Origin of the sequence: Ensifer sp. NPDC090286 (genome assembly GCF_044769565.1) — a bacterium.
Lineage (GTDB): Bacteria > Pseudomonadota > Alphaproteobacteria > Rhizobiales > Rhizobiaceae > Ensifer.
Genome location: NZ_JBIVYF010000007.1, coordinates 348,276 through 359,605, shown reverse-complemented (window position 1 = coordinate 359,605; position 11,330 = coordinate 348,276). Strand labels below are relative to the sequence as shown.

The 11,330-nt window shown below is 62.6% G+C and carries 10 protein-coding genes; 5 read left to right on the top strand and 5 right to left on the bottom strand.

The genetic code is table 11. The features are described 5' to 3' along the window. Positions 1–6: 6 nt before the first annotated feature. Complete coding sequence (locus tag ACIQUG_RS30560; RefSeq protein ID WP_192451478.1) at positions 7–801, top strand: ParA family protein; 795 nt, start codon at positions 7–9, stop codon at positions 799–801. Positions 802–836: 35 nt separating this feature from the next. Next, complete coding sequence (locus ACIQUG_RS30555; RefSeq protein ID WP_043624216.1) at positions 837–1,727, top strand: ParB/RepB/Spo0J family partition protein; 891 nt, start codon at positions 837–839, stop codon at positions 1,725–1,727. Positions 1,728–1,938: 211 nt separating this feature from the next. Here ACIQUG_RS30555 and holA read toward each other — a convergent pair whose 3' ends face one another. The 3 genes from holA to leuS are packed head-to-tail and all read right to left on the bottom strand — an operon-like array spanning position 1,939 to position 6,123. Beyond that, complete coding sequence (holA, locus tag ACIQUG_RS30550; RefSeq protein WP_402325992.1) at positions 1,939–2,973, bottom strand: DNA polymerase III subunit delta; 1,035 nt, start codon at positions 2,971–2,973, stop codon at positions 1,939–1,941. 11 nt (positions 2,974–2,984) lie between these two features. Next, on the bottom strand, positions 2,985–3,509 hold the full coding sequence (gene lptE, locus ACIQUG_RS30545; protein ID WP_043624211.1) for an LPS assembly lipoprotein LptE: 525 nt from the start codon (positions 3,507–3,509) through the stop codon (positions 2,985–2,987). Beyond that, complete coding sequence (leuS, locus tag ACIQUG_RS30540; protein ID WP_402325989.1) at positions 3,496–6,123, bottom strand: leucine--tRNA ligase; 2,628 nt, start codon at positions 6,121–6,123, stop codon at positions 3,496–3,498. Before leuS ends, lptE begins: the two co-directional genes overlap by 14 nt. 223 nt (positions 6,124–6,346) lie before the next feature. Between leuS and ACIQUG_RS30535 the strand changes: the two genes are divergently transcribed. Both ACIQUG_RS30535 and ACIQUG_RS30530 read left to right on the top strand, forming a co-directional pair. Continuing rightward, positions 6,347–7,006, top strand: coding sequence for a YggS family pyridoxal phosphate-dependent enzyme (locus tag ACIQUG_RS30535; protein WP_402325988.1), 660 nt, complete (start codon positions 6,347–6,349; stop codon positions 7,004–7,006). 112 nt (positions 7,007–7,118) lie between these two features. After that, positions 7,119–9,026, top strand: coding sequence for an AMP-binding protein (locus ACIQUG_RS30530; RefSeq protein WP_402325987.1), 1,908 nt, complete (start codon positions 7,119–7,121; stop codon positions 9,024–9,026). 43 nt (positions 9,027–9,069) lie between these two features. Here the strand turns inward: ACIQUG_RS30530 and ACIQUG_RS30525 are convergent, their stop codons facing one another. After that, a complete protein-coding gene (locus tag ACIQUG_RS30525) occupies positions 9,070–9,936 on the bottom strand; it encodes a LysR substrate-binding domain-containing protein (RefSeq protein ID WP_402326066.1) in 867 nt (288 codons plus the stop codon). 142 nt (positions 9,937–10,078) lie between these two features. Between ACIQUG_RS30525 and ACIQUG_RS30520 the strand changes: the two genes are divergently transcribed. Next, positions 10,079–10,465, top strand: coding sequence for an ectoine synthase (locus ACIQUG_RS30520; protein ID WP_043624205.1), 387 nt, complete (start codon positions 10,079–10,081; stop codon positions 10,463–10,465). 76 nt (positions 10,466–10,541) lie between these two features. Here ACIQUG_RS30520 and ACIQUG_RS30515 read toward each other — a convergent pair whose 3' ends face one another. Further along, positions 10,542–11,243 carry a DUF1013 domain-containing protein gene (locus ACIQUG_RS30515; protein WP_034800153.1) on the bottom strand — a complete coding sequence of 234 codons (702 nt, stop codon included), beginning with the start codon at positions 11,241–11,243 and terminating at the stop codon, positions 10,542–10,544. Between the last annotated feature and the right edge of the window lie 87 nt (positions 11,244–11,330).

Below are 11,330 nucleotides of genomic sequence, written 5' to 3'. Positions count from 1 at the left end.
GGAAACATGTTTGGTGGCAAAAACCGGATCATCACAATCGCAAATCAGAAGGGTGGCGTGGGTAAAACCACGACGGCCATCAACCTGGCGACCGCATTGGCGGCCATCGGCGAGCGCGTCCTGATTGTCGATCTCGACCCTCAGGGCAACGCCAGTACCGGTCTTGGTATCCAGCGCCGCGATCGAAACCTGTCGTCCTATGAATTGATGATGGGATCGCACGGGATCGGCGAGATCGCCCAGGAAACGGCGGTCCCCAACCTTGCGATCATTCCGTCGACAATGGATCTTCTCGGCGTCGAGATGGAAATCGCGCAGGAACCGGATCGTGTCTTCCGTTTGCGCAAGGCCTTGGTCAGCCCCGCCGCAATGGAATACTCCTACGTGCTGGTCGATTGCCCGCCATCGTTCAACCTGCTGACGATGAACGCGATGGCAGCGGCCCATTCGGTGCTTGTGCCTCTGCAGTGCGAATTCTTCGCGCTCGAGGGCTTGAGCCAGCTGCTGGAGACCGTGGATCAGATACGCCGGACCGTGAATCCGAGCCTGGATATCCAGGGTATCGTCCTGACCATGTTCGATTCGCGCAACAACTTGGCACAGCAGGTTGTCAGCGACGTGCGGACGCATCTTGGCGACAAGGTCTACCACACTCTGATCCCGCGCAATGTTCGCGTCTCGGAAGCGCCGTCCTACGGCAAACCGGCCATTCTGTATGATCTGAAATGCGCCGGTAGCCAGGCCTATCTGCAGCTGGCCTCGGAAGTCATTCAGCGTGAGCGCCAGCGCAAGGCGGCATAATCATTTCGGTAGCGTAATTTAACTCGGGTGACGATATGAACGACGATAGCTCGAAGAGGCGGCTCGGTCGCGGACTGGCCGCGTTGATCGGCGAGATGGATCAGCCGTTGCAAACGGGCGCGGCCGCCCCTGCCCCGGTTAATCCCGATCGGCGCGTACCGATCGAGTTCGTATCGCGCAATCCGCGCAACCCGCGTCGTCAGTTCGACGAGGCTGAACTGCAGGATCTTGCCAATTCGATCCGCCAGCATGGGATCGTTCAACCGGTCGTTGCCCGGACGATCGGCGCCGATCGCTACGAGATCATCGCTGGCGAACGCCGTTGGCGTGCAGCACAGTTGGCCGGATTCACCGAAATCCCGGTCATCATTCGCGACGTCGACGATCGCACGGCGCTCGAAATCGCCATCGTTGAAAACGTCCAGCGCTCGGATCTCAATCCGCTGGACGAAGCGCTTGGCTACGAGCAGTTGATTGCCGAGCACGGTTATACGCAGAACGATCTCGGCGAGATCATCGGCAAGAGCCGAAGCCATGTGGCCAACAGCCTGCGTCTCTTGAAATTGCCGGAGCCGGTTCGAGACATGTTGTCGGAAGGCACGCTGTCGGCCGGACACGCGCGCGCGCTCATTCCGACGTCGGATCCGGCCACCCTCGCCCGGGCGATCATTGCCAAGGGTCTCTCGGTGCGTGACGCCGAGCGTATCGCGCAGAACGACATTCGGGCGCAGAACGATCCGAACTACGGCAAGACCGCCCGTCGCGACGAGAAGGATGCGGACACGCTGGCGCTCGAGCGCACGCTGTCCGATAGCCTCGGGCTTGAAGTCACCGTGAACCACAAGGCGTCCGGTGGCCATCTGCGCATCGCCTACAAGACGCTGGATCAGCTTGAAGAAATCTGCCGGCTGCTGGAGCGGCGATAAGCCACTCCTTCAGATCTCGAATTCATGCATCGATGGCGCGTCGCTCGATGAGCGGTGCGCCTAATTGTTTGATATAACGAGATCTTTTCGCATCCAGCTTAATTCGGCTGGTGACTTGAAGGCACCCAAACATCTCAGGCAGACACGCCCTAAGCCTGCCGGTGAAACTCGCACTCAGCGTTGGAAGCGGCAATAGGCCTGGGCGGAGAGCTCAGCGTCGCGCCGACTGCACCGCGATCGCCATCAGGTTCTGTAGCACGAGGCTTTCTTCCAGGCTCGCACGGCTGCGGCTCTGAAAAATGGTCGTCTGCAGACGATTGAGTTCGCGGCGGATGGCCGGGGCCGACCAGTGCTTCAAGGCTGCCTCGACGATCGGCTTGCGGCGAAAGTGCAGACCCCGTCCGAGGGTGGCGATCACCTGGCCGGCCTGCTGACGGCTTGCGTCCATCTCGGCGCGCATCACATCGAGTTGCTGGAACTGGCGCAGGCACGCCTGCAGCACCAGAAAGGCCGGCGTCTTGGATGTCGTGATCTTCTGCATGGCGTGCAGCAAACCATCGAGGTCGCCCTTCAGCACCGCATCGACGGCATCGTCGACGGAGATGGCGCTGGCATCGCCAACGATATCGAGAACGTCCTCTTCGTCCACCGTGGACTTGCCGCGGCAGTAGAGCGCGAGCTTTCGCAACTCGTTGCGCGAGGCTAGGCGGTCGCCGCCGAGCGCCTCCAGCAGCCTTTGCCGCGCCGCGGGGCTGATGCCCAGCTTCTCGTCGCCGAGTTCCTTGTCGATCAGCGCCTGCAGGATGCGCGTATCGTCGCTGTAACAGGCGATACAGGCGACCGAACGGGCGCTTTCACCGATCTTTCGAAGTGCCGACCCCTTTTTCAGGTCGCCGGCCTCGACGATCACATAGCTTCCGGTCGGTGGTTCGGTGGACAGGATCTGCAAGGCATCGACCAGCGGCTTTTCGTTGGCTGCGCCACGGACCCAGACGAGCTTTTCTCCGCCGAAGAGGCCGATCGAGTTCACTTCATCGAGCAGTCGCCCGGGCGACTGCGTCAGCTCGCTGACGTCGAGTTTCAACAGGGAAAAGGGATCGTCGAGCGGCACGCCGCAGCGCCCGGCGATTGCCGAAGCACGCTCGGAGACGAGCCCGCGGTCGGGCCCGTAGAGGATGAAAAGCCGGTAGACTCCGGCTGACTTCTGGAGAAAGGAGTCAAACTCGTGCGACTTGACCTCGCTCATGCCGACACCGGTTAGCGGCTGAGAGCCGCGGCGATGTCGGCCCGGATCAGCTCGGCCAGTTCCTTGGCCGCGCGGTTTTCACCGTCACGGACGGCGCGCACCTTGGCAAATTCCTGAACCGGGAAGTCAACGAGGGCCACGGCCGTGCGGTTGCCCGACTTAATGGTCTCGCCCGTACCGATCTTCGTCAGATTGTAGTCCGCCTTGACGACGATACGGCCGGCGCCGGCGCGGTCCTTGGCCTGATCGTAGAGCACGCCCATCGAGCGGTGGGTGACGGTGAGCGCCAGGTGATATTGCGGGTTCGCGGGCTCTCCCTGGCCACCTGCGGCCAGGAAGATCAGCGCGTTGCGCACTTCCTGCTCGACACGGTCGTTGGCTTCGGAAATCTCGATCGCCGCCAGTGCCGTCGAGGTGCCGACCGGGTCGGAATAGAGCGGCCGGACCTGGCAGCCGGCGAGCGCGGTCAACATGAGCACGCCAGCCAGTACCGGAATCGACCGGATACGGAAACCAGCTCTATCAGACAACGACATTGACGATCCTCTGGGGCACGACGATGATTTTCTTGGGGCTGCTGCCGTTGAGCGCGGACTTGACGGCATCGAGCGCCAGGACGGCGCTTTCGATCGCACTCTGATCCGCATCGCGCGCGATTGTCAAATCAGCGCGCTTCTTGCCATTGATCTGCACCGGCATGGTGATTTCGTTCTCGACGACCAAGGCCGGGTTGAACGCCGGCCAGCGGCGTTCCGCAATCAGCCCCTCGCCGCCGATCTGGCGCCAGCATTCCTCGGCGAGGTGTGGCATCATCGGTGCGATCAGGTCGATCAGGATCGTCGTTGCGTCCTTTACGGCACTTGCCAGGGCCGTGTCGGCCTTGCCGGCGGCTACCTGTGTCAGCGGTGCGGCAAGCGTGTTCACGAGCTCGTAAATGCGCGCCACGGCCTTGTTGAAGGCGAGCTTGTCATAGTCCGCCTCCACCGCACGCAGCGTCTTGTGCGCGGCTTGCGAAACCGACAGTCCCTCGCCTTCGAGCGCTGGAGCGGCCTCGATCGCGCGCAGCTTCTCGGCCGCTTCGCTGATCAGGCGCCAGACGCGCTGCACGAAGCGATGCGATCCTTCGACACCGGCTTCCGACCAGATCACGTCACGATCCGGCGGTGAATCGGAGAGAACGAAGAAGCGGGCGGTGTCGGCGCCATAGGAGGCGATGATGTCGTCGGGATCGACGACGTTCTTCTTCGACTTCGACATCTTTTCGATCGAGCCGATGGCAATGTCCTCACCTGTCTCGATCAGCGTCGCACGGCGGCGTCCATCGATCTCCTCGATGTGGATTTCGGCCGGCGTCACCCATTCGCGCTGGGCGCCTTCGCCGCGGCTATAGGTTTCGTGCACGACCATGCCTTGCGTGAACAGGCCCTTGAACGGCTCGTCGACGGCCACATGACCGGTCGCCTTCATCGCGCGGGTGAAGAAGCGCGAATAGAGCAGATGCAGGATCGCGTGCTCGATGCCGCCGATGTACTGATCGACCGGCAGCCAGTGGTTGGCGACCTTGGGGTCGGTCGGATTGTCTTCCCACGGCGCGGTGAAGCGCGTGAAGTACCAGGACGAATCGACGAAGGTGTCCATCGTGTCCGTCTCGCGGCGAGCGTCCTTGCCGCATTGCGGGCAGGCGACGTGGCGCCATGTGGCGTGACGGTCGAGCGGATTGCCCGGCTTGTCGAAGGTAACGTCCGGCGGCAGCACGACCGGCAGATCGGCCTTTGGAACTGGCACAACGCCGCAGTCTTCGCAATGGATGACCGGGATCGGGCAGCCCCAGTAGCGCTGGCGCGAGATGCCCCAGTCCCGCAGGCGGAAATTGACCTTGCGCTCGGCACGTGGCGCGCCGTCGAGCAGTTCCTTCTCGAGCTTCGAAGCAACGGTCTCGAAGGCGTCTTCCGTCGACAGGCCGTCGAGGAAGCGCGAATTGATCATCACGCCGTCGCCGATATAGGCCTCGTCACCGATAGCGAACGTCGCGGCGTCGCCGTCCTTCGGCATGACGACCGGAACGACAGGCAGATCGTATTTGCGGGCGAAGTCGAGGTCGCGCTGGTCGCCGGAGGGGCAGCCGAAGATGGCGCCCGTGCCGTAGTCCATCAGCACGAAGTTCGCGACATAGACTGGCAGTTCCCAGCTCGGATCGAGCGGGTGCTTGGCGCGAATGCCGGTGTCGATGCCCTTCTTCTCGGCCGTTTCAAGGGCTGCGAGCGAGGTGCCGGCGCGGCGGCATTCCTCGCAGAATGCATCGACCTCGGGGTTGCTGGCCGCCACCTGCCTTGCCAACGGGTGATCGGCAGCGATCGCCAGGAACGAGGCGCCGAAGAGCGTGTCGGGACGGGTGGTGTAGACGGTGAGTTCCTTCGCGTCGCCGGCGGTGCCTTCGACGATTTCCCAACGCAGCGACAGGCCCTCGGAGCGGCCGATCCAGTTCTTCTGCATCAGGCGCACCTTCTCGGGCCACTGATCCAGCGTATCGAGCGCGTCGAGCAGTTCCTGGCTGAAGTCGGTGATGCGGAAGAACCATTGCGTCAGTTCGCGCTGTTCGACCAGAGCGCCCGAGCGCCAGCCGCGGCCGTCGATCACCTGCTCGTTGGCCAGCACGGTGTTGTCGACCGGATCCCAGTTGACCTTGGACTGCTTGCGGTAGACGAGGCCCTTTTCCAGGAAGTCCAGGAACAGGTACTGCTGGCGCTGGTAATAGGCGGGGTCGCAGGTTGCGAACTCGCGGTTCCAGTCGAGCGACAGGCCCATGACCTTCAGCTGCGCCTTCATCGATGCGATGTTCTGGTAGGTCCAGCTGGCCGGGTGCACGCCACGCTCCATGGCGGCGTTTTCGGCCGGCATGCCGAAGGCGTCCCAACCCATCGGGTGCAGCACGTTGAAGCCGCGGGCGCGCTTGTAGCGCGCCACCACGTCACCCATGGTGTAGTTGCGCACGTGGCCCATGTGGATGCGGCCCGAGGGATAGGGGAACATCTCGAGCACGTAGTACTTTTCGCGCGGATCATCGTTCTCGGTCTGGAAGACCTCGTTCTTTTCCCATTCCTGCTGCCAACGGGGCTCGGCATCACGCGGATTGTATCGTTCGCTAGACATGTCTTTTCGATGTTCCGGAAGTTCTGCGGCGCATAGTTGCGCCTCATGATAGTTGGGGTGACCTTCACCACGAAACCGCCTGACGGTCAAGTTTTTGAAGGGTTTGGCGCGACACTTTGGCGGATTTGAGCCGGTCCGCGGCGGAGCGGCCTTGGCAATCGGCTCAACTTTGCCTAAGCCGCTCGGTCAGTGGTTTGGAAATCCCGTGTCGGAGAGCAGGTCCATGGAAGTTCAAGAGCGGTTGCAGGATGTCGTGAGCCGGATTCAGGCGGCGGAGAAGTCCGCCGGTCGTGCCAAGGGCATCGTCACGCTGGTGGCTGTCTCCAAGACCTTCGACGCTGATGCCATCCGCCCGGTGATCGCGGCCGGACAGCGGGTGTTCGGCGAGAACCGCGTGCAGGAAGCGCAGGGCAAGTGGCCGGAGCTGAAGGCCGAGACGCCCGGTCTCGAACTGCACCTGATCGGCCCGCTGCAGTCGAACAAGGCGGCGGAAGCCGTCGCGCTGTTCGATGTCATCGAGACGGTCGATCGCGAGAAGATCGCCCGCGCGCTCGCAGCCGAAATGCAGAAGCAGGGCCGAACGCTCAGGCTCTATGTGCAGGTCAACACCGGACTGGAGCCGCAGAAGGCCGGCATTGCGCCGGACGAGACGGTTGCCTTCGTGGATCTCTGCCGCAGCGAACTGGGTCTTTCGATCGAGGGGCTGATGTGCATTCCGCCGGTCGAGGAAAATCCCGGTCCGCACTTTGCTCTGCTTGCCAAGCTGGCCGTTGCCTGCAAGCTCGAGAAGCTGTCGATGGGCATGTCCGGCGATTTCGAGACGGCTATCCAGTTCGGCGCCACCGGCGTTCGCGTCGGTTCGGCCATTTTCGGCGCACGCTGAGGTCACTTCGCCACATACCGCTTTCGTCGGGGTTCCCCTCGTCTCTCATTAGCCTATCCTTGTGCACGAGGAGGCCGGACATGTCCGGCAACATGCGCAGGGAGGAACGGACATGGCGAGCAGCTATGCCGACGTGTACGCGGGCTGGAAAGCGGACCCGCAGAGTTTCTGGTCCAATGCAGCCAATGCGATCGACTGGTTTGCAAGACCGGCACGGGCGTTCGATGCGGACGCCGGCATCTATGGGCACTGGTTCGCCGATGGCGTTACCAATACCTGCTACAACTGCCTGGATCGCCATGTGGCCGCGGGTCGTGGCGAGCAGATCGCCTTCATCTATGACAGCCCCGTCACCGGGCGGGTGGAGCGCATCTCCTACGCATCTCTGCTCGCCGACGTAGCGGCCCTGGCCGCCGTCTACCGCAAGCTGGGGGTCGGCAAGGGCGACCGGATCATCATCTATATGCCGATGATCCCGCAGGCGGCGGTTGCGATGCTCGCGGCTGCGCGCATCGGCGCCGTGCATTCCGTGGTCTTCGGCGGCTTTGCCGCCAACGAGCTCGCCGTACGCATCGACGATTGCCAGGCGAAGCTGATCGTGTCCGCAAGCTGCGGTATCGAGCCCGGTCGTACCGTCGCCTACAAGCCGCTGCTGGATGCGGCGCTCGACATCGCGTCCCACAAGCCGGCCCATTGCCTCGTCTTCCAGCGCGAGATGGCGGAAGCCGCCATGACCGAGGGACGCGACATCGATTTCGCGTGGGCGCTCGCCGCGGCGAAAGAGGCGGGGGAAGAAACCGAATGCGTGCCGGTCGCCTCGACCGATCCGCTCTATGTGCTCTACACCTCGGGCACGACCGGCCAGCCCAAGGGGGTGGTGCGCGACAATGGCGGCCACATGGTCGCGCTCAAATGGTCCATGGAGAACTTCTTCGGCGTGCAGCCGGGTGAAGTCTTCTGGGCCGCATCCGACATCGGCTGGGTCGTCGGCCATTCCTACATCGTCTACGGCCCGCTCCTGAATGGCAGCACGTCGATCCTGTTCGAAGGCAAGCCGGTCGGCACGCCGGACCCCGGAACCTATTGGCGTATCATAGCCGAGCACGGCGTCGTGGTGATGTTCACCGCGCCGACGGCGCTCAGGGCAATCCGCAAGGAGGATCCGGAGGCCTCTCACGTTCGCCGATACGACCTGTCGAAGTTCCGCGCATTGTTCCTGGCCGGTGAACGGGCGGATCCCGACACGATCCACTGGGCCGAGAAGGCGCTCGGCGTGCCCGTCATCGATCACTGGTGGCAGACGGAAACCGGATGGCCTGTGGCAGGAAATCCCATGGGGCTCGGCCTTCTGCCGGTAAAATACGGATCGCCGGCCGTTCCGCTGCCGGGATACGACGTTCAGATCCTCGACGATGCCGGACATCCGGTGGGCGCCGGTACGCTCGGCAATGTGGTCGTGAAGCTGCCGCTTCCGCCCGGATGCCTGCCGACGCTCTGGAATGCAGACCACCGGTTCCGAGCGGCCTATCTCGACGAGTTTCCCGGCTACTACAAGACTGCCGATGCCGGCTATCTTGATGAGGATGGCTACATCTTCATCATGGCGCGAACGGACGACATCATCAATGTGGCTGGCCATCGCCTCTCCACCGGAGCGATGGAGGAGGTCTGCTCCAGCCACCCCGATGTCGCCGAATGTGCCGTCATCGGTATTGCCGACGATTTGAAAGGCCAGATCCCGGCCGGCTTCCTCGTCATCAACTCCAATGTTTCCCGTGAAACGTCGGAGATCGAACGCGAAGTCATCAGCCTCGTGCGCGAACGCATCGGACCGGTTGCTGCCTTCCGGCTGGCGATCTGCGTCAAGCGGCTGCCGAAGACGCGGTCGGGCAAGATCCTGCGCGCCACGATCCAGAAGATCGCCGACCGTCAGCCCTGGAAAATGCCGGCGACGATCGATGATCCCGTCATCCTCGACGAAATCACCGTCGCTCTGCATGGGCGAGGCATCGGCGTCTAGTGATTGCTAAGCCGGCTCATGAATTTGCGCAGTGCACGCCGCATTAGGCGTGCACGACCGCAGCAAACCAATCACTGAAACTGGCTGCGGCCTTTGAGCGTGTGACTTTGGTGATCAGGAAGTAGCTTTCGTCCTCCAGGGTGGCGATATCGGACAGGATCACCAGGTCTCCGTTGTCTATTTCGCGCCGGAAGACTTCGATCGGGCAAAGCGCCACGCCATGGCCGGCAATGACTGCCGTTGCCAAAAGGTTGAAGTCCTGAAACACGGGGCCACGTAACGTCTGCGTGGCCTCCTGCCCTGCCCTTGCCAGCCAATCGCGCCAGCGTGACGTCGTTTCGTCGTGCAACAGATCGGCTGACGCGATCGCCTGCGGTGACGTGAGCGCGCCTTTTCGTTCGAGATAGCGAGGGCTCGCAACCGGACGGTTGATGCGGGAGAACAGCGGGTCGGAACGCGTCCCTTCGCTCTTGTCGGCCCCGAGCGTGATGAGGACGTCACAGCCGGTTTCCCGCAATTGCTGCTCGGCCATCGCGTAGACGACCTTGACGTCCACCTCCGGGTGACGGTGCAGGAATTCGCCGAGTGCCGGGATCAGCCAGCGCGTGGCGATCGAGGGTATGCAGGCAACGCTCACCTGCGCCTTGGCGTTCAGTCGCAGCAGTTCCGTTTCCGCAGCGATGCGCTCCAATGCCGATGTCAATACCGCGGCCAGGTTCTCGGCCTCTGGAGCCAGCCTGACCCCACGCTTCTCGCGCACGAAGAGCGGTCGGCCGAACCACTCTTCCAACAGCCGGATCTGGTGACTGACGGCCGCGTGCGTCACATGCAACTCGTCGCCGGCGCGGGAGAAGCTCGCCAGACGCGCCGCGGCTTCGAAGGCGCGCAGCATGCCGAGTGGTGGCAACATCATCTGTAAGCTTTCCTCATCAATGGCTTGAGGAAAGGTCGTTTGATTGGTCACCGTTGTCAACGGATACTGGGGTTATCACCGGATTGGGAGAGAGCTTCCCGTCCGTAGACATTAGAAATCCTTACAGATGGAGAAATCTATGTTCGTGCGCAGCCTGCAGCAGATCGAAGCTACCGACCATTTTGTCGAATGGGGCAGCGGGACCAGCCACCGACTGCTGACCGAGCGGGATGGCATGGGCTTCACCGTCTGCCACACGGTCGTTCGCGCCGGAACGGTATCGTTGCTCGAGTACCGCAACCATCTCGAAGCCTGCTATTGCATCGCCGGGCACGGCGAGGTCGAGGACATGCAGGGCAAGGTCTTCCCGATCAACAAGGGCGATATCTACGTGCTCGACCAGCACGACAAGCATTTCCTGCGCGGCGGCAAGGACGAAGACCTGATCCTCGTCAGCATCTTCAATCCGCCGCTCAAGGGGACCGAGCGGCACAATCTCAACGATCCGTCCGGCTCGGCCTACTGAACTCGTTGCCGAGCACCGACCAACAAAAAAGCCCGGATCGTCGATCCGGGCTTTTTTTCATTGGGCTGGACGGCGATCAGTACTGATCGTCTTCGTCCTCGTCCTTGCGGTCCGACTTCAGCGACTTGAGCTTGGCGAAGACGGCATCGGCGTCGATTTCCTTCTCTTCCTCGCGCTCGTAGCTGAAGCCCAGCTTTTCGGTTTCCTGGGCCGATTCCAGCGTCTGGCCGAGTTCGGCAGCCGTCGGCAGCGGACGGCCCTTGGAAGCGCGTTCGACTTCGAGGTCGAGGTCGATCTGCGAGCAGAGGCCGAGGGTTACCGGGTCCATCGGCGTCAGGTTGGCGGAGTTCCAGTGGGTGCGCTCACGGATCTGTTCGATCGTCGACTTGGTGGTGCCGACGAGACGCGAGATCTGCGCGTCCTTGAGTTCCGGATGGTTGCGAACCAGCCACAGAATGGCGTTCGGGCGATCCTGGCGCTTGGAAACCGGGGTGTAGCGCGGGCCCTTGCGCTTGCTATCAGGCACACGAACCTTCGGCTCGGACAGCTTCAGCTTGTGGTTGGGGTTGCCTTCGGCGCGGGCGATCTCGTCGCGCGAAAGCTGACCGGTCGCGATCGGGTCGAGGCCCTTGATGCCCTGCGCGGATTCACCGTCGGCGATCGCCTTCACTTCGAGCGGGTGCAGCTTGCAGAACTGCGCGATCTGGTCGAAGGACAGCGCGGTATTGTCAACCAGCCAGACGGCGGTCGCCTTGGGCATAAGCAGTTGCTGAGCCATGGATATAGTCCTTTTGTCCGCCGCGCCGGTGTCGCGGGCCGTGGAGTCTACCACTGATTTCCGGGAAATGTGGGCCTCTATACCGTC

Bases quoted from the DNA above. Each gene is read 5' to 3' on its own strand.
- leuS (WP_402325989.1), bottom strand. From the start codon at position 6,123: ATGTCTAGCGAACGATACAATCCGCGTGATGCCGAGCCCCGTTGGCAG.
- ACIQUG_RS30515 (WP_034800153.1), bottom strand. From the start codon at position 11,243: ATGGCTCAGCAACTGCTTATGCCCAAGGCGACCGCCGTCTGGCTGGTT.
- ACIQUG_RS30555 (WP_043624216.1), top strand. From the start codon at position 837: ATGAACGACGATAGCTCGAAGAGGCGGCTCGGTCGCGGACTGGCCGCG.
- ACIQUG_RS30525 (WP_402326066.1), bottom strand. From the start codon at position 9,936: ATGTTGCCACCACTCGGCATGCTGCGCGCCTTCGAAGCCGCGGCGCGT.
- ACIQUG_RS30530 (WP_402325987.1), top strand. From the start codon at position 7,119: ATGGCGAGCAGCTATGCCGACGTGTACGCGGGCTGGAAAGCGGACCCG.
- ACIQUG_RS30560 (WP_192451478.1), top strand. From the start codon at position 7: ATGTTTGGTGGCAAAAACCGGATCATCACAATCGCAAATCAGAAGGGT.
- ACIQUG_RS30535 (WP_402325988.1), top strand. From the start codon at position 6,347: ATGGAAGTTCAAGAGCGGTTGCAGGATGTCGTGAGCCGGATTCAGGCG.
- ACIQUG_RS30520 (WP_043624205.1), top strand. From the start codon at position 10,079: ATGTTCGTGCGCAGCCTGCAGCAGATCGAAGCTACCGACCATTTTGTC.
- lptE (WP_043624211.1), bottom strand. From the start codon at position 3,509: ATGTCGTTGTCTGATAGAGCTGGTTTCCGTATCCGGTCGATTCCGGTA.
- holA (WP_402325992.1), bottom strand. From the start codon at position 2,973: ATGAGCGAGGTCAAGTCGCACGAGTTTGACTCCTTTCTCCAGAAGTCA.